This window comes from Acinetobacter sp. TAC-1 (genome assembly GCF_029025845.1).
GTDB lineage: Bacteria > Pseudomonadota > Gammaproteobacteria > Pseudomonadales > Moraxellaceae > Acinetobacter > Acinetobacter guillouiae.
Window position 1 is genome coordinate 2,858,465 of record NZ_CP118892.1, and the last position, 22,691, is coordinate 2,881,155.

Here is a 22,691-nt window from a genome sequence, read left to right on the forward strand (position 1 = left end):
ACTTACCGAAGTAAGCCTTTCTCATTTAAATCATTATTTTTTTCCACCAAAAGCAACGTCATGCACATTATTGTTAAATGTTGCAATTCCAGCTAAGCTGCTTTGGCTATTATAGAATTGACCTGAAACTGTCCCTGCACCAGCTGACGGATTAGTCGTCCAAGATGCATTTGAACCACTAATCGTTGCGTCGTTATTAATTGTTGCAGTACCCAAATTAAAGGTACGTGAACTATCGCTCAATGAACCCGTTAACTGTTTGGTTGCAAAGTTAGCAGTAAAAGTACCTGACAATAAATTAGAGCCATTATAATTATTGACACCTTGAACACTATAATTTGCAGTACCTGTAGACGGTACGCTGGTATCTGCATCTTTACCATTGTAATAAACAGTGTGTGTTGCTGGATCAACCGTACCTAAACGCTTACCGCTGGCATCTTTGGCTTCGGCATTCCACTCACCAAACCAAACGTCTTGTGTAGGCACTTGTTTATAGTTGGCATAACCAATCCCAGCATGAGACGCTGGAAGCCCAGGTAAGTACGGGCTTAGACGTACAACGCCATTGCCATCTGCATAGCCGTTAAAACCTGAGAATGCAACAATTGCACCGTTATAAAGAGTGTTAACACCAAAACCAACACCTGAGTTTGGATGAGTCGGTCCAAGTGAACCTGTAGAACCAACTACAATATTACCAATATCACTTGATTCACCTACAACAGCTGCTTGTGCAACACCCACTAAACCAACAGATAGTAAAATAGCCAATGAGATAGATTGAAGTTTCATTTTAAGTTCCTCGATATGAGTTTTAAAGTTTTATCATTAAGAATAAAAATAAAAGTCTTAATGATTATCATTAAAAATAAAACATGTGCTGCACTGATTTTAATTTTTAAATTCAAGTGTAAAATCAAGGAGTACGTGTCTTATTTTCCACACATTTATTGCATTTGGTGTGCAATAAATTCGGTTAATTACCTCTAAGTTCCTTAAAACTTATGGGTAATGCTTAGCTTAAATGTTCGACCTGGTGCTGCAATTGCCGAACGAGTTAATGGATCAATATAGAATTCGTCAGTGAGATTAGTCCCCACCAGTTCAAATAAGGTGTCTTGTTTAAGTCGATAATTGATATAAGCATCCACAATGGTCATTGAGTTCCATGCCAAAGGGGTATTGGCGTAATAACTCATCTCTATATCGTTATAGTTTTTAGTTTCAGGATTTTCATACTTATGGTGATAGCTCGCACGAGTTCCGACTTCAAGTTTTTGATCAAAGAATCGTCCACCAAGTGTTAAATTCACTGAATATTTTGGGGTTGCCATACTGACTAAATATCCACCTACAAATCCATCATCAACACAACGATTTAATAAAAACTGGTGGCTCGCCCCTAAAAGCATCGCTGAGTTTTCATCACAAACTTTATTTTTAAAACGATAATTGGCACTTAAGTCAGTAAAGAAACGCCCATTGTCAAAGCGACTTTGCAGTTCTAATCCTTCTGTGGTAAGGCTATCGACATTGCTAAATGCCAAAGTTGGACTACGCTCAATCGCATTCTTAGTTTTGTTATAGTAATAAGCCAATTTAATATCTGCATAACTACTGTTTTTAAATAACTCAGATAGATTATGAACATAGGCAAGTTCATAATTTGATGCATGCTCTGGTTGTAACTTATAACCACTTAAGGTTCCAGAAAACCCAATCGTGCTTTCAAACATACTTGGCATTCTATAAGCTTCGCTATAACGTAAATACATTCGACTATTGGGGCTAAAATTAACCGTTGCTGAAGCTGTCGGTGTCCAACCATGATCTTTGCTTTTTTTCACACCTGTTTTTGTTAAGTCAATATCTTCATAACCGCTAGGAATGCCACTACCAGAATAATATCCATAATCCCGACCTTGTACTAAGGTCCCATTTAAAAAGGGATTATTGGCAATGGTTAATTTTCCACGGTTATCCATTTTGTAATCAATTTTATTAGATTTCTGATAAATTCGACTTAAAATTCGAGCCTGCTTGCGCTCATCAGTCCAACCTTCCGCTAAAGCAAGAGCCTCTATACTTTCTCGTGTTTGCTGTTCAAGTTCTGGTGTCATATTTGGGCGTTTAGTAAAATAAGTCATACTTAATGCCGTGGCTTTTTTAATCAGGCTAAACTGGGGATCACCCGCATTGACTCGTTCATTAAGAAAATCATCAAAGGCCCAATAGTTTTGATATCTTGCACCTGCGTTTAAATTCAGCCATGAGACAGGTTGATAGTCAAAGTTAAAATTAAATTCTTTTTCTTCTCGACGACCTGCTCTCGGTAACATCCTATAACCCGAATTTGTTCCGTTAATATTCGGGTCTTTATAAATATCATCCGAACTAAGTTTTTCTTTTTGAAAACTCCCCCCAACAGTTAAACCCAGATTAGACAGCAATTTAAACTTATTACTTAAGGTCATTCCTTGGCGAGTATTGTCTGAGTTTGCGGTAGCACTGTTCACAAAAACACCCAAGTTTGCATTGGTATCATTGGGAAATCCACCTGAACTATAAGTATGGCTCTTGGTATCAGTTCGCCAAATATTGCCGTAGAAATCGACTAAATTATTGTTTTTAGGTTGATATTTGTATTCCATATTATAGGCTTTGGAGTCGATATGACTTAAAGGCCATTGTGGTACCCCTGCTTTATTTTTGACGACTTCACCCCAAGCAATTCGTGAAGGTAAAATTTCTCCATTGATGATTGAACTGTCCCGATAACCGAACTCTAAACGCTGTTCATCTGTGGGTTTCCACGCCGCTTTTAACAAATAAGATTCTGTTTCAAGGGATGTATTGGGAACTTCTGTACCTCCTGGGTAAACTTTGGCAAGGTATGGAACGTAATTAAATCGTCCTGTGGCAGGTTTATCATAAAAATCACTGCCATTTTTTCCTGCAAAGTGATTGCCTTTATTACGATAAGCATAAGCAGCCAAAACTTCAAAATTATCACTACGTCCCGCCAAAGCAATACGTGTTGCAACATCATCGCCTGAATAAATATTATTTTCTTTATTCTGACGTGCTACTTTAAATAAGGATGGATCATAATAAGGCTCGAACACTGGATTGCCTTGCCAGTCCGTTCCTGTAGCTGGATAATTTGGATTATCATAAATGCTTTGACCTGTGAGTAATTGTGGTTCTCTAGGTTTCACTGCATTGCTGCTGGTTTCTACTTTTATCTCCCCACCAAAATTTTTACCTTCCTTTAAAACATCATCTACAGCTAGAGTATGAATAACGACCGCACCACCCACACCTGTATTTACATTGCGTGTGATGGAAGGCCCCTTAATGACTTGTAACCCACCGATTAAATTAGGGTCAATATAACTCCGATTATTCGCACCGTTATAACCACGCCATACAGTGAGTGCCTGTTCTGTCCCATCAATAAGGACAGGAACACGGCCCGGCCCTTGAACACCACGGATACTTGGATCTAAAGCACCACTGTTTCGGGCATCACCACTGTATACTCCGACCATTCCCTTGAATAAGTCTGCTGGCTGAGCGCCTTTATATCGTTCTATTTGCTCTTTGCTGGCATAGACGCTAGAAATATCTTGATCATAAACATCATTCTGCCCTTTTGTATCGCGACTGACAGTGCCAAAAACAGTCATTGGGCTAAGTTGTACGACATTTTCTTGATCAGCTATCATCGGCTGAGATTGTACTGGAATGGGTCTAATTTCAGCTTTATCCACATGCTTCAATATATAGCCATTTCCAACTTTCACCACAGTAAACTCGGTTGCTGCTAAAATATGTTGAAAGCCGTTTTCTAAATTATATTGTCCGCTTAAACCTAAGCTACGTTTACCTTTAAGCTGATTTGCATCAATTGCAATCGAGGTCCCCGCTTGCTCGGCAAAGGTATTCAGAACACTGGCAAGTGAACCCGCTGGAATATGATATGACTGCGTTTCTGTACTGAGCGCATAAGTGCTTTGTGTCGCGACTGTTGTTGCTACACCCACACAAACGAGATGAATCGCCAATGCCAATGATGTCACTTTGAAAGAATATTTTGGATGCTTTTGACCGCAAACAGCTTCACTCATTTTACGCCCCAGTAAATGTAAATAAGAATCATTCAATATATTAAATTAAATGTATTCCTAATATTTGCTTCTACTTACTATGACGCTTCAGAATTGAAAAAGTGGAACCATTTATTCAAAATAAATTTAAATTATCTATCTTTTATTTTTCTAAGTTTATTATTAATTATATTTATCAAACAATTAGTAAAAAACGATATAAATTTTAGGCCTAATTTAAAGCTAAACAGCATGATTCAAACCAAGTGCTTAAATCATGCTGTTTATTGCAAAGTCACAACTGTGAAATATGGGGTGATTTGATAGACATTTAGCTGAGGGAATACACTGCTTAATAATTGCAATGCACTTTCGGTATGATCTAAAGGCAATACAGCATTGACCTTAATTTTCTCTAACTTAGCAGCGTTAAATATAATTTTTTCTTTGCTGTTTCGATTCAGCTCATTTAGCACTTTTGACAAAGACATATTTTCAACAATCAAATGCCGTTGATTCCATTTCTGCTGTTCATTGTATAAATTAAAAGTATGTATAGGTTGTATACCATTTCGATCAAGTATGACTTCTTGCCCTGCTGTCACAATCACAGAAGATGCTTTGGTTTGATCTAACTCTTGTTTCGAGGACTGAACTTTCACTTTGGAATGTAGCATTTTAAGCCCAGTCGCATCTGGCTGATATTGAACACTAAATGCAGTTCCCAATGCTTCAATTTGACCATGTTGGGTTTTGACAATAAAAGGACGGGCTTTGTCTCTGGCCACATCTACAAATATTTCCCCTTGAACCAACTCCACAACACGCTGATTTGCTGAGAAGTCCAGATTAACCGCACTCTGACCACTGAGTTTAAGTTGTGAACCGTCTGCTAAGGTTTGGGTTTTCCATTCTCCCGCATGATTTTTAATATCAGCGGTTAGATATGACACTGGATGATAAATAAAATAACTATAAATACCCCCTACACAACACAATATCACCGTTAAAATTCCACCATAGCGCATATTTTTTTGCTTACGGGCACTATGCAAACCTGTTTTTAAGACAGATTGGGTCATTTTCTGTTGTTGTGGAGTCTGTACCAGTTTTTGAATCGAAGTAATATATTGCTCGATATCTTGAGCAATTTTTTGGCGTTGTGGACTCTTGCTTTTCCAAGCATCAAAATCTGTTTGCGCTGTTCTTTTGAGTAAGTCATCATCGGTACTCAGCAGCACAATCCATTCCGCTGCTTCTTCGATTAATTGTTGCTTACTCTTCTCTTCTTCAATCATTTACTCAAACAAATCCTTCTCTTGTTTCAGTGCGTAGCATTGCACAAGGCAAGTTGCTAGATATTTTTGAATCATCTTTGTTGAAACACCAATGATTTCTGCAATTTCTTTATGGGTTAAACCTTCAAAATAATGTAGCACAAAAGCTTGCTGTGCTTTTTCAGAGACGCGTATCAAAGCCTGACAAATCTGGTCAATCGCTTGAACAACCTGAAGTTGATCTTCTGGCGAAGGAATTGTATCCAGCATATATTCCATCTGACTTAATTCATTCAGATAGGCTTGCTCTATGCGCTTACGGCGCACCTGATCAATCATTAAATTTCTAGCAATGGTCACCAGATATGCACGAGGTTCTTTTACTCCAAAAAGTTCATCACGCGTTTGCAGAATTTTAATAAACGTATCTTGTACCAAATCTGCAGCTTGCTCACTATTGCCTACTTTTTTTCTAAGCCATTGATGCAACCAAGATTGGTGATTACGGTACAATTGATCTACAAATGCAGGATTTTTGTTCACAATAGGATCAACTCTTTGATGGTCTGTTAAATGATAATAATTATCATTTAAATGTCAAGACACCCTGAGAGAAAATCCCCGTATATATGATTATTTTTTAGTTCATGTACATCCTTATGCTCTATTTGATCATTTAATATACTTAAAAAATAAAGCTAAATTATCAATAGTTAATGCCCATTGAACCTCAATATCTTGGTTATCATTCAGTTTAAATTTCGATTTATTATTGGGTCTGTTGACAATTCGTCTATGTTTGCGACTACGAGTGCTTTTTAGGTGATACTAGGCGCGAAATACGAAATTTAGTCATTCTAAATGAGTAGTTCGTAACGACGTAGCGGCAAAAAACACTCTAGTCCCGAAGGGTTGTGGCTAAAATTATTTCAGCCTTCATTATGAAACTCGAAAATAGTCTCGCTATTCTCATCGTTTCATGCCTTGCCTGCTCAATTTTAGCCTACAACGCAAACCATTTATGAAATATTAACAGACCCTAATTTTATGGATATTTTTATCATAAAATAATCCACCCTTTGACATGTTGTTTTAATGACTACAATAAAGACAAGAGGGTTTTTCTATAACCAGATGATATGAACTTGCACCATGTTCTAAAATAAGTCCTCGAATTTGCTGCTCTAAAGCCTCATCATTAATTTGTTGCAACTGACTACACTTTTTACAATATATTCTCATATTGGTTTGACTTCCCTTGAATGAATATAATGCTTGTTCACTGCCCAGCTTAAATTTAACTAACAATCCTGCTTTAACAAGCTGTTTCAGGGTTTGATAGACACCAGCAAAAGATAATTTTTTCACTTTTAAATCTGGACTATACAAAATTTCGGCTGCTGTCAGCTCTCGTTGTGCATTTCTTAAAATATTCAGTACAGTCAATCGTGTTGTAGTTACTTTTAAATTTGCTTGCAACAGCAAGCATTTAAGTTCTTCAGTATTTTTATAATATTCAAAGATTTCCATCCTGAGATTATCCTCATTTATGCTTTTAACCACATCCACAATTGCACACAAACCATCATCACAATAATGGTTCCTACTGCCCATGGATGAGGCACAGTCCAAATTAAAATGCCAGCAGCTACACTCATACTGGCCAAAGAAAATAGTTTTACTTTTACTGGCAAAGTTCGTTTGAGTTGCCATTGCTGTAAAATTGGAGCAATGACTTTATTATTGACAATCCACTGATGCATTCGCTGCGAACCCTTTGCAGCAAACAACGTCGCAAGAAAATAAAAATCAAACGTAGGCAAACCAGGAACCACCAAACCGATCGTCCCTAAGACCAGACATAACCCTGCCAGTGCAATACAGATCCAGCGAACCAACCATGACTTCGCCAATCTCGGCTCCGACATAGAAATGCTGGTATTTAGATTGGTCTCTGACCCCGTTTGCTTCATTGCTTGATTTCCTTTATCCATCATCAATTATTTATTTCAGTGTTTTTAATTGTGCTAAAAGTTCACCAAAACGATGAAAGCCTTGCATAGCCCCCTCAATAATCAATTGCTGTTCCTCTAAACTAAAATTTGCATCATCTAGGCTTTGCTTGAAACGCTTCCATACTAATCCACGACCCTCTGGATATGCCGCTAAGTTACGTGCAGCAAAATCAGCATTAAAGCCGAATCTAGCATGAGCCTCTTTGAGTAAAAATGCTGCGCCTAAGGTTGAACCTTCTGAAACATAAATCCAGCCCAAAGATTGTGGAAAACTAATTTCATCGGTTGCAATACCCTGCTGCTGAGGCGTTAAACCTAAATCAGCTAAATCCTGTAAAGCTGCATCGGAACGCCCACGCACATCTAAATCGGGAATCAATTGTTCAACCTGTGAATCTTGATAAAGATGTTCAACATCTTTCTGAAAATAATATTGCGACAGGGTGAATTGCGCATAATTCTCTTTACTCTCAAACGCGCCTGATTGCTGCATCAAGATTTCCATACGTTCATGCTCTGCCAGTGTTTCTTGTTTCAAGCGTTGCATTAAACTACTGCTGATCACTTTTTCTGTTGATGCGTTCATAAAAACTCCTAAATAAACCCTTTCATTGTTTAATGATCCAATCAGCGATTACGACCAAGCTTAAGCTGAATGGGAAAATCCACCACGATTGCCAATGCTTCACCATTGACAATATGTGGTTTAAATTTTGCTTTTTGTGCGGCTTGTATAGCTCTTTCATCCAAACTACTCATGCCTGAGCTTTGCTTTACTCTGACATCTATCGGCTGCCCTTGAGGATTGATTTTGATGGTGAGAACCAACAAGCGCTGCTGGTTTTGCAATTCGCGATCATCGTAATTAAGCTTGCCAAAGCTGAGTACATCGACCCGACTCACGGGAAGCGGTTGCTGTGGTTGAGAAGTAGAGGCAGCGTTTTGTTCTTTTTTATTGTCTTTGCCTGCTTCACCACCTGCACGTTTGGCTATCTCATTTGACTGACCTGAAGCAGTCTGTTCAGTATTCGTAGATGATTTTGTTTCAGTGAATGTTTGTGTTGACTGACGATTTGATTCAGATTTACTTTCCGTCTGTTGATCGGTTGGTTTTTTTTCTTGTGCTTTTGTTGTCTGTTGTGTTGTTTGATCCATCTTCAACTTTTTTGACTCAGTACTGTGTATCACTTTGACCTGTTGTTGATGTTGTACCGCTGTTGCTACTGTAGATTGAGGCTGTGCTTTTGATTGCGTTGCAACTTGCTCTGATGCCGTCTGCAGCTTTGTACTGCTTTGTTGTACAACATCGGTTTTGTTCAAGCTGATAAAACGAATTTGAATCGCATTTTCAGGTGAATGTGATTCAATACGAACATCTGTTTTTAAATAAGACAAAGACCATAACAACAATATATGACTGATCACTACCCCACAAAGCGTAGAGTATTTTTGCTTATCATTTGAAGCGAGAATTACAGCTGACATAGGCTTAGATACAGCGCAAATAAATGTAGCGCATTTGCTGAGTGCTGAATAAAACCCTGTGTTTTTCCTGCCTGCTCAATCTATTGTATTGCGTTGTACTGTTCATGAATCCTTCCTGCTTCGTCTATCAGATCAATTGCCGTGAATTAAAAAACACTGCCTTTATCTATATAGACGAATGAGAAGGCAAAAATGCCTAATGAGAAATGTAATTAAATGTAAATAATAATGATTTGGAAAGTATGTTTTGACGATAAAACAGTGGGCCACTGAATGTATTTATTTAAATGTAAAAAATAAACTTATATAAATAATGCAGTTAAAACAACTGGTCTGTATATCTAAACAAAACTATACGAGATAAAAATAATAGGAAGAAAAATTAGGCATCCAAATAAATGCATATAATAAATGCGGTGGTGCGCTAGAAATATTGTAGAGGACAAATGCTTTATCCTCTACAAAACACAAGACTAAAAATTAAAAGCTTAACGCAGAGCGCTTAAGGCAGTTTACGTACAGGTAAAGCTTTGCCACGTAATTTCTCAACAGCACTGAGGATAAACACAAAAAATACTGGCACAAAAAAGATTGCAAGTATCGTCGCACTGACCATACCACCAAAAACCCCTGTACCAATCGCATGCTGAGTTTCAGAACTTGCACCTGTAGCAATCACCAATGGAATTACACCAGCGGTAAAAGCTAACGATGTCATCAAGATCGGTCTTAAACGAAGTTTGGCAGCTGCAACAGTGGCTTCAATCAGAGTCATTCCTTCTTCTTTTAGCATTTTGGCAAATTCAACAATCAAAATGGCATTTTTTGCAGATAATCCAATGATGGTAATTAAACCCACTTTAAAGAAAATATCATTGGGAATCCCTCGGATCCATACCGCAACCACTGCACCAATCATACCTAAAGGTACAACCAACATCACCGACAATGGAATCGACCAGCTTTCATAGAGTGCGGCAAGGACGAGGAAAACCACCAACATTGACAATGCCAATAAAAAATTGGTTTGTGCTTCTGACTGTTTTTCCTCCAAGGATTGCCCTGTCCACTCATAACCAATTCCTTTTGGTAATTGCTCAATCAATCGCTCCATTTCCTTCATCACTACTCCTGAAGAAACCCCTTCTGCGCCTGCCCCTGCAATACTCAATGATGGTCGTCCATTATAGCGATTGTATTGCTGCGGAGACTGTGTCCACACAGGTGTTACAATCTCAGACAGTTTAACCAGTGCTCCAGTCTTGTTAACCACATTCAAATTTAGAATATCAGTGACTTTCATCCGTGAATCGGCATCGACTTGAACAATCACTTGCTGCATTCGTCCCTGATTTGGAAAATCATTGACATACATTGAGCCCATTGAAGATGAAATGGTGTCTGTCACATCAGCAAAATTCACACCTAAAGCTTCTGCCTTATTCCGATCAATTTTTAAATCGACATTACTGCCTGGTGGTAAACCCTCTGGATAAACATAAGCCAGTTTTTTACTGGTTGCTGCAAGACCAATCAACTGTGCTTGTGCCTCATTCAAAGCTTGCATTCCAAGATTACCACGATCTTGTAAACGTAAAGTAAAGCCCGAAGTTGTTCCCATTTCTTCAATTGCAGGCGGTAAAACAGACATAATCGTACCTTCTGCACTGTCTGCCATTGCCGCATTTACAGCGTTAACTTCATCTGCAGCGGAGGTATTTCTGTCTTTAAAATCTTTTAAATTTGTAAAGGCAATGGCTGTGTTATTACCAGAACCACTAAAGCCAAACCCAAGTACAGAAACATTTTCCTTAATACTTTCTCTGCTTTTTAAATGTTCCTCAAACGATTTTACAATGGTCAATGTACGCTCTTGACTGGCATCTGCAGGCAATTGAAATGAGGTGATAAATGAGCCTTGGTCTTCTTCTGGTAAAAAAGCAGTTGGGATCGATTTAAACGCAAATACTAAGAAACCTGTCAGAACAACAAATACAATCATCACAGTAAAAATGTGTTTCAACAATTTCACTAAAATTGCTTCATACTTTTTATTGACGCGGTCAAAAAAGCGATCAAACCACGCAAAGAAGCCTTTTTTCTGATGATCTGCTTCAATCGGTTTTAACAAGGTTGCACAAAGTGCAGGGGTTAAGGTCAGTGCTAAAAATGCTGAGAATGCAATGGATACCGCCATGGTCACGGTAAATTGTCTATAGATAATCCCGACCGAACCACTGGCAAAGGCCATCGGTAAAAAAACCGCCACCAGTACCAATGTTATCCCGATGATTGGACTGGTAATTTCTTGCATTGCTTTAGAAGTGGCATCAACAGGTGATAAGCCTTCCGTTGCCATGATACGTTCCACATTTTCAATCACCACAATCGCATCATCGACAATAATACCTATGGCTAAAACCATACCAAACATGGTTAAAACATTGACCGAAAAACCACTGATCAACATCACTGCAAATGTGCCTAGAAGTGCAATCGGTGCAACAATTGAAGGGATCAAAGTGTAGCGAATGTTATGTAAAAATAAATACATGACAAGGAAAACCAACACCATTGCTTCCAGCAATGTCATGATTACTTTTTCAATCGAAATCTTAACAAACGGTGCAGTATCATAAGGAATCGAATATTGCATTCCCTTTGGTAAAACTTTACTGAGCTCCTCAACTTTTGCTTTGACCGCTTCAGAGGTCTTGACTGCATTCCCGCCTGGGCTCATTTGAATCGCCAAAGCGGTTGCTGGCTTTCCATTTTCTAAAATAGAAAAACTATAGGTTTGCGCCCCAAGCTCCACTCGTGCAACATCTTTCAGTGTGACTTGTGCGCCACTCTGGTTGGCACGCAAAGTAATATTTTGAAATTCTTCAACTGTACTTAACTGCCCTTCAGCCGTTAATGGCAGTGTAATCATCTGTCCTTGGACCGCCGGCAAACTCCCGACACTTCCCGGAGATATCGGCGTATTTTGTGCTTGAATGGCATTTGTGACATCTTTAATCGACAACTGATAAGACACCAGTTTGTTTGGATCTATCCAAATACGCATGGCCTTTTCAGATCCAAAGGATTGGATACGTCCTACCCCTTCAACCCGTTTTAATTCTTCAACCACATTTCGAACCAAATAATCACTTAAATCAATTTCTTTAAATTGATCATTTGGTGAGTTGATTCCGACCATCATCAGAAATCCAGAAGATGCCGCTTCAACAATCAGGCCTTGCTGTCTAACCGATTGTGGCAATCTCGGTTCGATAGACTTTAGTTTATTTTGCACATCTACCTGAGCCAACTCTGGATCAGTCCCCGGTTTAAATGTGGCGGTGATACTCGCTTGACCACTGGCATCTGAGGTGGCGCTGTAATAAAGTAAATTCTTTACTCCCGATAACTCTCTCTCAATCAAGGTGACAACACTATCATTCAAGGTTTCTGGTGTTGCTCCCGGATAGGTTGCATAGATACTAATCGAAGGTGGTGCAACTGAAGGAAAACGAGAAATCGGCAACTTTGGAATACTTAAGACACCAAACAGAATAATAAAGAGTGCAATTACCCAAGCAAAGATTGGTCGTTTAATAAAGAACTGCGATATCATAATTTTTCTCCTGTATTCGGAGAAGACTGACCTGCAGTGCTTTGATCACTGCCCTTATTTTGCGTTTGTAAAGTCCCAACACCGGTTGTGTATTGCGACTTCCACTGGGTTATTTTTAAAGGCTGTTCTGGCTGTTGAATTCGATCATGCCCCTCAACAATGACTTTTTCACCTGCTTTAATTCCACTATTCACCACATAGAAACCTTTATATAACTGTCCTAAACTCACTGGACGTGTTTCTGCAGTCTGATTTGCTTTTACAATCAACAGTTGTGCTTGACCTGAAATATCTCTTTGCACGGCTTGCTCAGGTACAAGTAAGGCATTGGGTTGTGATGCTCTGTTTAAACCAACTCTGACATACATCCCTGGCAATAATTTCCGTTGAGGATTATTTACTTCCACACGGATAGTCACGTCACCGGTATTGGGATCCACGCTGGTATCTGAGAATAAAATCTTTCCTGTGACTGGATACAATTTACCCTGACTATTGGATATGCTAACCTCAGCACCACCACGTTGTAATAACGAACCATCATTCAAACGATCTTGCAATTGCTCATATTCAGAAATTGATTGTTTAACATCCACATAGACTTTATCTAACTGATGCACCAAAGCCATTGGATTGGTATCGCTGGTACTGACCAATGCACCTTCGGTTACCAGCAACTTACCAATTTGACCTGAAATCGGGGCGCGTACAGTCGCATAGCGTAAGTTTAAATTTTGTCGTGCCAATGCTGCCTTGGTTTGAGCAACTTCGGCCAAAGCCTGTTGATAAGCAGCTTCCGTATTATTAAATTCCTGTTTACTAATGGCATTGGAAGGAAGCAGTTGTCGATATCGCTCCTGTTGCGTTTTTAAACGCACCACTTCGGCCTGTGCTTTTGCCAATAAAGCCTGATTACTATTGACATCGGCTTGAAGAATTTCCGAATTAATCTTAAATAAGGGTTGTCCAGCCTTAACTTCACTGCCTTGGGTAAACAGCACCTTTTCAATAATTCCGCCAACTTGTGGGCGAATTTCTGAAATTCGATAGGCTTGTACACGTGCAGGTAAGTTTTCAATCAAATGAATATCTTGCTGTTGAACGGTATAAATACTGACTTTGGCTGGTGCAGCCTGCTGTGCTTGTTCTGCTTCAGCATTTCCTGAGCGATTACATCCAGTTAACGCACTCCCACTTAAAACAACCAATAAAATAATAAAAAAATAAGGCTTAGGCATCATCTGCACCCAGAGTTCTAGATATGACGATTATTGGCAATATTTGTGTACTTAGCGTCACTAAAGTGTGGAGATTGTGTGGATATAACCACTAAAAATAAATTATGATGGTGCTGTATCCATTTTAAAGTATCCAGCGATGGGCAATATTTCTTTTGCGTCTGATCCAGCCAGTAAACAAATTTTAGTCGTTGAAGATGATTATGATATCGGTGATATTGTGGAGCATTATCTGAAAAAAAATGGCTTCAATGTGCTTAGAGCACTTAATGGACAGCAAGCCATCGAAATACATGCGCAACAACAGATTGATCTGGTGATTCTTGACGTGAAATTGCCGATCTTAAATGGTTGGGAAGTTTTAAATCATATTCGTCAATCCAAACAAACGCCTGTGATTATGCTGACCGCATTAGATCAAGAGGTGGATAAAGTCACAGCACTTAGAATCGGCGCTGATGACTTTGTGGTAAAACCATTTAATCCAAATGAAATTATTGCCAGAGTTGAGGCAGTATTGAGAAGAAGTGCAATGTCATCTCAGGCGAAAGCCCAAATCATTAGCTTTAAATCAATTGAAATTAATACAGAAACACTTTGTGTATACATTATCAAAGAACATTCGAAAGCACTGTTAAACCTTACCTTAACGGAATTTAAGATTCTTGCGTTGATGTCGCAAGCGCCCTACAAGGTTTTTACCCGATCAGAATTAATGAACCATTGCTTGCCTGATGGTGATGCCTTAGAGCGTACTGTAGACAGTCACATCAGTAAATTACGTAAAAAACTGGAAGATCATCATCAAACTGACTTACTGATCAATGTCCGTGGTGTTGGCTATCGTTTAAGGCAAAATGATGAAAAATAACATTGGAATTAGCCGCCAGCTGATTATCACCATGGCCAAAGTGAGCTTATTGACCACTTGTTTTTCCTTGATTTTTGGCTATTTAACTTATTTTGTCGCCATTGAGTTTAAATTGGTCTCACTTGAACAATTAAATTCCGAAGACTGGTCATTTAATTTTGTTGATCTCACTTGGATTTTATTGGTGACTTTATTCGGTTCACTAACTTCTGTTTATTTAGGATTAAAATTAGCGCAACGCTTTATCGCCCCGCTAAATTCTTTAGCCATTGCAGCAAGAGAAATTAGTTTGGGCAATCTTTCCGTAAGAGCACAATTGGACAATCCCTCTTCTGTCGCTGAAATCACAAAGATGATCAATGACTTTAATCGTATGGCAGAAAAACTAGAAATCTCAGTCAACAATGCATCTATTTGGAATGCCGCAATTGCACATGAATTAAGAACACCTGTGACTATCTTACAAGGTCGCTTACAAGGCGTGCTTGACGATATATTCACCCCAGATAAAGCCCTATTAAAAAACTTGCTCAATCAAGTTGAGCAACTGTCATTTTTAATCGAAGATCTAAGAACCCTAAGTCTTGCGGATAATCAACAACTTCGACTTAACCTAGAGTCAGTTTGTCTATCTGACGTCATTACACAATCTGTAAATTTACTTCAAGACCGTTTTGATCAAGCAAAATTAATCATCGAAACCGATCTATCAGATCAAGCCTGCTTTTTTGACCGACAACGGCTTGAACAGATTTTAATTGCGTTATTTGAAAATGAAATTCGTTATGCACAGGCAGGGATTTTACGGATTAGCACCCAAAAAAAATCAGAAGGTTTGGTTTTAACCATTGAAGATCAAGGACCCGGTATCGCAGATCAGCATATTCCCTTTATATTTGATGCGTTTTATCGACTTGAAGAATCCAGAGGCAAAAAGAATGGTGGCAGTGGTTTAGGTCTATCTGTTGTCAATGCAATTATGATCGCACATGAAGGTCGGATTGAATATTCCAAGTCACAAGCTTTAGGAGGAAGTTGTTTTAGTATTTTATTTAAGCCCGACGATTTAAATTTAAATAAAATATGAGATCAACATCCAAGTATAAAATTGACTTCATTGAAACAAGCATTCAACTCATCTGTTTTAAATTGATAGCTATCAACAACTATAGACAGATAACATAGCGGCCTGAAGCTGATCAAAGCGCTATCCAAGCACATTTCTATGGCTATTGGCCTATGGTTATTGGGACCAATTTGATTTTAACCTAACGTAATTTTCTTTAAACGGTAATCCAATGTTGCTCGACTAATTCCAAGCATACGGGCAGCTTCTGAGACATTCTGCTGGCTTTTATCCATTGCGCTACGAATAATATTTTGTTCAAGTTGATCTAAAGAGAAATTCTCACTAAATAAATCCTCTACATTGATCAGCGATTGTGCAGTTTCACCCACTGCTTCTAAATCCTTATGTTGAGGAAACAAACTGTCCAATTTAATTTCCTGTTGATGATCGGTCAGTAAGGTGGCTCTTTCCAACAAGTTTTCCAGCTCACGAATATTGCCAGGCCAATCATATTTCATCATAAAGTTTTTTGCTTTATCACTGAGCCCTTTTAGAGTTTTGTTATACATATTTTCAAAACGTGCCAAAAAATGATTAATCAGCAATGGAATATCTTCTCTTCGCTCACGTAAAGGCGGAATAATCACAGGAAAAATATTTAAGCGATAATATAAATCTGCACGGAATTTCCCATCTTTTACGGCCTGCTCTAAATCCTCATTGGTCGCAGCAACAAGTCTGACATCGACTTGGCGGGTGCGACTATCTCCTACCCGTTCAAACTCACCTTCTTGCAGCATACGTAATAACGCAGCTTGTGCACGCGGTGAAAGCTCAACCACCTCATCTAGAAAAATTGTTCCACCATGGGCGCGTTCAAATTTTCCCATTCGAGATTGAACCGCACCAGTAAATGCGCCTTTTTCCACTCCAAACAGTTCTGACTCAATCAGATCAGGAGGAATACAGGCACAATTCACTGCCACAAATGGTTGCGCTTGGCGCTGACTGCCATTATGAATACCACGTGCAAATGCTTCTTTGCCAACGCCTGTTTCACCTTGTAATAAAACTGCGACTTTACTCCCTGCTGCTTTTTTAAGTAGATCACAGACTTTGCGATAGGCGACCGACTCTCCTACCGCATTAAACATGGTGTAATCACTTTCAGCATCGGTATAGATATTTTTCTTTAATTGATTGAGTTCCGCCTGTAAGGCAATGATTTCGTCCGAGACAGCATCGGGTGACATAAAGCGAATCAACTCATCGGCATTTTCCCATTCACTCAACGGCTTTCCAATGATTCGACAATGCTCATCACCCTGAGCAACGCAATGTGTCTCTTGATAGATAATGGTCTGCCCCATGACAAAGCTGCTATAGCCACAGGCATAGCCCAATAACATCCAACAAGCAGGTTGATCTGAAGCACCAAATTCACTTAAATGCACCTCTGCCTCAAATGAATTAAGCCAGTTAAAATCAGCATAAAACTGTTTTAAATCATGACTTAAATGCAGCTCATTGACGTCAACCTGCACCATGCCACGGATGCCATGCATTTGCGGTCCAGCCATAAAAGCTTCTGCTTCATTTAAATTTGGTCGTAGTTTTGAGGTTACTTCTGCATCGCGCATGCCAGCTTGGTAACCACAACGAATAAAAAAGCGTTTGGTGCGTTCAAGCCCCAGCATTTGATAGAGATCTTTTCTTAAAAAGCCCAGAATACTGGTATGCATTAACAACATCCGATTTTCATCAAACCAGATTTGTCCGTGTTGAGCATCAAAAACGATTTTATCGAGTAAATCTTGAATATCTTTGTTCTGTTCCAGTATTTTTTTATATACCTTCACATCTTTGGCTGGGGGCATGATATATCCATCCTTGGCTATATGTCTTTGTGAATGCAATCTTGATATTACCTAATTCTGACCCAAAAGCTTCACTACCTTTTCTTATATTTTCATACCTTTAAGGTATATTGTTCTTATTTTAATCGATATCAAGTCGTTATTGGTTTTTATAAACATTAACTCGACCTTCCCCCATCAAAATCACTGTTTCATCTTTTGATGAAATCAGCATCTCTTTAGGTTCATTATTTGATGAAAATAATGCTGTCGTACTTCATATCCTCATGAGCAAAAAAATAATAAATATTTGAATTTTAATTAAATTTTAAAGTTGGCACGACTTTTGGAATATCTAGAGCAAACCTAGCACATGAGCATGAAGCTCTACATCAAAATTGTTTTGATGTTGATAAAAGGATAAGCACATGATTGACGCTAAACAGCCTACCGCATTGGTCAAATATATCCGTATTACTGGTGAGCGGAATGCCAAATTTGTCGAGTTCGATTTTGCCATTCAAGACCCCACGCTTTTTGTTGAACTGATTCTCCCCCAACAGGCTTTCCAACATTTTTGTGAAATTAATCATGTCATTGAAATGACCGCAAAACAACAAGCTTGGAACGATGCGCAGGAAGATAAATGGCGTTATGGCATTGAACCGACTGTTTTAAATCATGCTCGCCAACATTCTGATCAAGACGATCAGGCTTAATTCTACAAGGAGAAAGTAATGACTTTAGAAATTAAAACATCCAATTTGCAACCGATTCGTCAGACTTATGCGTATATCGAACGCCGTTTTGGAGCCAAGCCCGCAACACGCTATCAAGAAGTCAGCTTTGATATTCAAGCTTCGACAAATTTTCACTATCGCCCCTTATGGAAGCCAGATAAAACCTTAAATGATAAAACCCATACCGCTTTGCAAATGCAAGATTGGTATGCATTTAAAGACCCTCGTCAATTTTATTACGGCGCTTATGTGCAACATCGTGCACGTCTGCAAGATACCGCTGAAAGTCATTATGCTTTTTTTGAAAAACGTCAGTTGATCAATAATCTCAGTGATGAAGTGAAACAAAAAATCATCCAGTGTTTATTACCTTTTCGCTATGTCGAACAAACGGCCAACTTACATATGATGTCAGGCAGTGCTTATGGTTATGGCACTGTCATCACCCAAGCATGTATTTTTGCGGCTATGGATCGTCTCGGTATGGCGCAATACATTTCACGTATTGGCTTGATTCTTGATGGCAATACAGGTGAATCCTTACAACAGGCCAAACACGCTTGGCTAAATGATGAAACTTGGCAACCCTTACGTAAACTTTGTGAACAAAGCCTAACTGAACAAGACTGGTTCAAACTTTACATTCTGCAAAATCTGTTGATTGACAGCATGTTACAAGAGCTGGTTTTTGGACAGCTGGATGAATGGCTGGTTGAAAATGGCGGGCGTGATATTGCCATTCTTACTGAATTTATGAAGGACTGTTTAACTGATTTAGCGAAGTGGTCAGACAGTGTTTTAAAAACTGCAATTTCTGAATCTGAAGACAATAAAACCCTGATTCAATCATGGATCACGGAATTACTACCCCAAGTTAAACAAGCATTTAGTGCTTGGGCACAAACCACACTCACGGATTCAGGGATTGATTCAGGTCTAAATAAGATCTCTGAACGTAGCAAAAAAGCCGGCAACATTTTACTCGATTTAGCAGCATAAGGATTTGCCATCATGACCTCTAAAGTTTATTTAGCATTGCAAGACAATGACACCTCACGCTACATCATTGAAGCGATTGAACAGGACAATCCTCAAGCAACAATTCAATATCTTCCCGCGATGATTCGGGTCGAAAGCACTGGCGAGCTGGTAGTACGGGCAGAAACAGTATCAGAAAAACTTGGGCAAAACTGGGATATCCAAGAACTACAACTCAACATGATTACCTTAGGTGGCAATGTTGATGAAGATGATGACAGTTTTACCTTGAAGTGGAACTAAGCCGTACTTCCCCTAGATTTAAAGCATAAATAGCAGGCAGCTGCATGTAAGTTAAAGGATGATCAAAATGAATAGCCAAGCCAAAGTAAACAATAAAAAGCTCAATGCCAAAGAACGTTATCGGATACTCACCCGTGATCTAGATTGGGACTTTTCCTATGCAGATCGTAAAGATGCCTTTCCGTATGAAGAGTTTGAAGGCATCAAAATTACCGACTGGTCGAAATGGGAAGATCCTTTCCGTTTAACCATGGATAACTATTGGAAATACCAAGCAGAAAAAGAAAAGAAGCTATATGCCATTTTTGATGCTTTTGCACAAAACAATGGGCAAATGAATGTTTCAAATGAACGTTATGTCAACGCGATTAAATTGTTTTTAACCGCGGTAACCCCGCTTGAGTATCAAGCATACCAAGGCTATGCCCATGTTGGACGTCAGTTTAGTGGCATTGGTGCACGTATCGCCTCGCAAATGCAATCCATTGATGAATTACGTCATGTACAAACCCAGATTCATGCAATGAGCCATTACAACAAGTTCTTTGATGGCTTCCAAGACTGGGCACATATGCATGACCGTGTCTGGTACTTGTCTGTACCTAAATCATTCTTTGAAGATGCACGTTCAGCGGGGCCTTTTGAGTTTTTATTGGCAATCAGCTTTGCCTTTGAATATGTCCTTACTAACTTATTGTTCGTTCCTTTCATGTCGGGAGCAGCTTACAACGGTGATATGGCGACCGTAACATTTGGCTTTAGTGCACAATCAGACGAAGCACGCCACATGACGCTAGGACTGGAAATCGTAAAATTCTTACTGGAACAGCACGAAGATAATGTGCCAATCGTACAAGAATGGATTGATAAATGGTTCTGGCGAGGAACTCGCCTGCTGTCCATCGTCGGCATGATGATGGATTACATGTTGCCAAATAAAGTCATGTCATGGAAAGAAGCTTGGGAAACTTATTTTGAAGAAGCAGGTGGCGCTTTGTTTAAAGACTTAAGTCGCTACGGGATTCGTATGCCGAAATATAGTGAAGTGATTAGCAAAGAGAAAGAACATGTTTCGCATCAAGCATGGTGGATTTTCTATAACTTCGGTCATGCAGCAGGCTTCCATACGTGGATTCCAACAGATGAGGAAATGGATTGGCTCTCAGAAAAATACCCTGACACGTTTGATAAATACTACCGCCCACGTTGGGAACTTGCTCGAAAAATGGAAGCTGAAGGTAAACGCTTCTATAGCGCGGGTTTACCTCAATTGTGCCAAGTATGCCAAATTCCAATGACCTTTACAGAAATGGATGGCGACCCAACACTATTTAGCTATCGTGATTCAATTTACAAAGATGAGCGTTATCACACTTGCTCTGATGGTTGTCATGACATTTTTGAACGCGAACCTGAGAAATACATCCAAGCGTGGTTGCCTGTACATCAAATTTTGCAGGGTAACTGTGGTGGTCCAGATTTAGAAAGTATTTTAAGGGATTACTACAACTTTAATGTCGGTGCAGACAATCTCGATATTGAAGGTTCACCTGACCAACAGCGCTGGAAAAAATGGAAAGGCAACGCAGCTTAAACCCTCATCCAAAAATTAAAAAATAAGCAATGGATGTTGTCTAATTCGACAGCATCCGCTCAAGGATTTATTCAAAAGTTTAAGGAAATACACCATGACTGTACAAGCGATTGTTGAAAAATATCAATTTGAACCACTAGATCTACAACAAAATTACGGCGAAAACATGTTGTTGTTTATTGGTTGGGATCATCACACCCTATTTTGTTCGGCACATGCTTTTGTGGTTTCACCAAAACAAAGCTTACAAGCCTTGATTGATGGGCAAATTCAGGCGGGTTTTGAGCAACATCCCGATTTTAAACATATTGATTGGTCTAAAGTTGAATTCCGTTTAAACCGCAATCTTTTACAGGCTGATTTTTCTAAGTCCCTAGAAGATTTGGGTTTTGATCATAAATCTCTCCTGCGCTTTGTAACGCCTGATCTAACGGGTTACCAAGGCACACATGTTTAAGGAGAACACAGATGAGCTATCAAGTCACGATTGAACCAGCAGGAACCATCATTCAAGTTGAAGAAGATCAAACCATTTTAGATGCAGCATTGCGTCAAGGTGTTTGGTTGCCCTTTGCTTGCGGACATGGCACTTGTGGTACATGTAAAGTTCAAGTCACAGACGGTTTTTATGATGTTGGTGAAGCCTCGCCTTTTGCGCTTATGGACATTGAACGTGAAGAAAATAAAGTGTTGGCTTGTTGTTGCAAGCCCGAATCTGACATGGTCATCGAAGCGGATGTGGATGAAGACGAGGATTTCTTAGGCTATTTAGTCCAAGACTACCAAGCCAAAGTCATTGAAATAACGGATTTATCGCCGACGATTAAAGGTATTCGACTTCAGCTTGATCGACCAATGCAGTTTCAAGCAGGCCAATACATCAATATCCAACTCCCTAATATTGAAGGAACCCGGGCATTTTCAATCGCCAATACACCGAGCGAAGCAAATCTGATCGAATTACATATTCGTAAAGTGCAAGGTGGTGCAGCAACACGCTATGTGCATGATGAACTGAGTGTTGGTGAAGAAATGGCGCTTTCAGGACCTTATGGACAATTTTTTGTGCGTAAGTCTGATCAGCAAAATGTCATTTTCATTGCAGGTGGTTCAGGGCTTTCAAGCCCTCAATCGATGATTCTGGATCTTTTAGAACAAGGTGACACCCGTATCATTTATTTGTTCCAAGGTGCACGGGATGTTGCTGAATTATATAACCGTGAAAAATTCGAACAGCTTGTCAAAGAATATCCAAATTTCAGATACATCCCTGCCTTAAATGCGCCTAAGCCAGAAGACCAATGGACAGGGTTTACAGGTTATGTACATGAAGCGGTTGCCAATTATTTTGAAAATAAATGCAGTGGGCACAAGGCATATTTATGTGGCCCGCCACCGATGATTGATGCCGCCATCTCCACCTTGATGCAAAGCCGTTTATTTGAAAAAGACATCCATACTGAACGCTTTTTAAGTGCAGCAGATGGTGCAAATGGGCAATCACGTTCGGCACTTTTTAGACACATCTAAAGTC

General features: G+C 39.3%; 19 protein-coding genes. 8 read left to right on the forward strand and 11 right to left on the reverse strand.

What is annotated here, in order from left to right; genetic code table 11:
* Positions 1-33: 33 nt before the first annotated feature.
* The 10 genes from PYV58_RS13390 to PYV58_RS13435 form a co-directional block, all read right to left on the reverse strand.
* Positions 34-795, reverse strand: a complete 762-nt coding sequence (locus tag PYV58_RS13390) for a Slam-dependent surface lipoprotein (protein ID WP_004820661.1) — start codon at positions 793-795, stop codon at positions 34-36.
* Positions 796-998: 203 nt separating this feature from the next.
* The gene (locus PYV58_RS13395; RefSeq protein WP_275059546.1) at positions 999-4,133 is read right to left on the reverse strand and encodes a TonB-dependent receptor; all 3,135 of its coding nucleotides are present in this window, start codon (positions 4,131-4,133) and stop codon (positions 999-1,001) included.
* Positions 4,134-4,396: 263 nt separating this feature from the next.
* A complete protein-coding gene (locus tag PYV58_RS13400) occupies positions 4,397-5,410 on the reverse strand; it encodes a FecR domain-containing protein (protein WP_016539056.1) in 1,014 nt (337 codons plus the stop codon).
* Positions 5,411-5,932: a sigma-70 family RNA polymerase sigma factor gene (locus PYV58_RS13405; protein ID WP_004721334.1), complete on the reverse strand. Its 522-nt coding sequence runs from the start codon at positions 5,930-5,932 to the stop codon at positions 5,411-5,413.
* Positions 5,933-6,481: 549 nt separating this feature from the next.
* On the reverse strand, positions 6,482-6,919 hold the full coding sequence (locus PYV58_RS13410; protein WP_034615081.1) for a transcriptional repressor: 438 nt from the start codon (positions 6,917-6,919) through the stop codon (positions 6,482-6,484).
* A 17-nt stretch (positions 6,920-6,936) separates the two neighbouring features.
* Positions 6,937-7,362 (reverse strand): YbaN family protein, encoded by a 426-nt coding sequence (locus PYV58_RS13415; protein WP_034615170.1) that lies wholly within the window; start codon positions 7,360-7,362, stop codon positions 6,937-6,939.
* A gap of 31 nt (positions 7,363-7,393) precedes the next feature.
* On the reverse strand, positions 7,394-7,990 hold the full coding sequence (locus PYV58_RS13420) for a biliverdin-producing heme oxygenase (protein WP_034615085.1): 597 nt from the start codon (positions 7,988-7,990) through the stop codon (positions 7,394-7,396).
* A 41-nt stretch (positions 7,991-8,031) separates the two neighbouring features.
* Entirely contained in the window at positions 8,032-8,889 is an 858-nt protein-coding gene (locus tag PYV58_RS13425; RefSeq protein WP_034615088.1) for an energy transducer TonB, read from the reverse strand.
* 502 nt (positions 8,890-9,391) lie between these two features.
* Positions 9,392-12,508, reverse strand: a complete 3,117-nt coding sequence (locus tag PYV58_RS13430) for an efflux RND transporter permease subunit (RefSeq protein ID WP_034615091.1) — start codon at positions 12,506-12,508, stop codon at positions 9,392-9,394.
* Positions 12,505-13,749, reverse strand: coding sequence for an efflux RND transporter periplasmic adaptor subunit (locus PYV58_RS13435; RefSeq protein WP_081407388.1), 1,245 nt, complete (start codon positions 13,747-13,749; stop codon positions 12,505-12,507). Before PYV58_RS13435 ends, PYV58_RS13430 begins: the two co-directional genes overlap by 4 nt.
* A 136-nt stretch (positions 13,750-13,885) precedes the next feature.
* On the opposite strand from PYV58_RS13435, the gene adeR reads away from it, so the two are divergent.
* Entirely contained in the window at positions 13,886-14,617 is a 732-nt protein-coding gene (adeR, locus tag PYV58_RS13440; protein ID WP_004721351.1) for an efflux system response regulator transcription factor AdeR, read from the forward strand.
* On the forward strand, positions 14,607-15,704 hold the full coding sequence (gene adeS, locus PYV58_RS13445; RefSeq protein ID WP_034615098.1) for a two-component sensor histidine kinase AdeS: 1,098 nt from the start codon (positions 14,607-14,609) through the stop codon (positions 15,702-15,704). Before adeR ends, adeS begins: the two co-directional genes overlap by 11 nt.
* A gap of 176 nt (positions 15,705-15,880) precedes the next feature.
* On the opposite strand, the gene mobR is transcribed toward adeS, so the two are convergent.
* Positions 15,881-17,563 (reverse strand): phenol degradation transcriptional regulator MobR, encoded by a 1,683-nt coding sequence (mobR, locus tag PYV58_RS13450; protein ID WP_034615101.1) that lies wholly within the window; start codon positions 17,561-17,563, stop codon positions 15,881-15,883.
* A 407-nt stretch (positions 17,564-17,970) separates the two neighbouring features.
* On the opposite strand from mobR, the gene PYV58_RS13455 reads away from it, so the two are divergent.
* From PYV58_RS13455 to PYV58_RS13480, 6 genes are all read left to right on the forward strand, one after another.
* Positions 17,971-18,261: a phenol hydroxylase subunit gene (locus PYV58_RS13455; RefSeq protein ID WP_034615104.1), complete on the forward strand. Its 291-nt coding sequence runs from the start codon at positions 17,971-17,973 to the stop codon at positions 18,259-18,261.
* Positions 18,262-18,279: 18 nt separating this feature from the next.
* Positions 18,280-19,281 carry an aromatic/alkene monooxygenase hydroxylase subunit beta gene (locus PYV58_RS13460; RefSeq protein WP_034615106.1) on the forward strand — a complete coding sequence of 334 codons (1,002 nt, stop codon included), beginning with the start codon at positions 18,280-18,282 and terminating at the stop codon, positions 19,279-19,281.
* A gap of 12 nt (positions 19,282-19,293) precedes the next feature.
* The gene (locus PYV58_RS13465; protein ID WP_034615112.1) at positions 19,294-19,563 is read left to right on the forward strand and encodes an MmoB/DmpM family protein; all 270 of its coding nucleotides are present in this window, start codon (positions 19,294-19,296) and stop codon (positions 19,561-19,563) included.
* A gap of 67 nt (positions 19,564-19,630) precedes the next feature.
* Positions 19,631-21,157: an aromatic/alkene/methane monooxygenase hydroxylase/oxygenase subunit alpha gene (locus tag PYV58_RS13470; RefSeq protein ID WP_004820631.1), complete on the forward strand. Its 1,527-nt coding sequence runs from the start codon at positions 19,631-19,633 to the stop codon at positions 21,155-21,157.
* Positions 21,158-21,251: 94 nt separating this feature from the next.
* Entirely contained in the window at positions 21,252-21,614 is a 363-nt protein-coding gene (locus tag PYV58_RS13475; RefSeq protein ID WP_034615115.1) for a phenol hydroxylase subunit P4, read from the forward strand.
* Between the two features lie 11 nt (positions 21,615-21,625).
* The gene (locus PYV58_RS13480) at positions 21,626-22,687 is read left to right on the forward strand and encodes a phenol 2-monooxygenase domain-containing protein (protein WP_034615118.1); all 1,062 of its coding nucleotides are present in this window, start codon (positions 21,626-21,628) and stop codon (positions 22,685-22,687) included.
* The last annotated feature ends 4 nt before the right edge of the window (positions 22,688-22,691 follow it).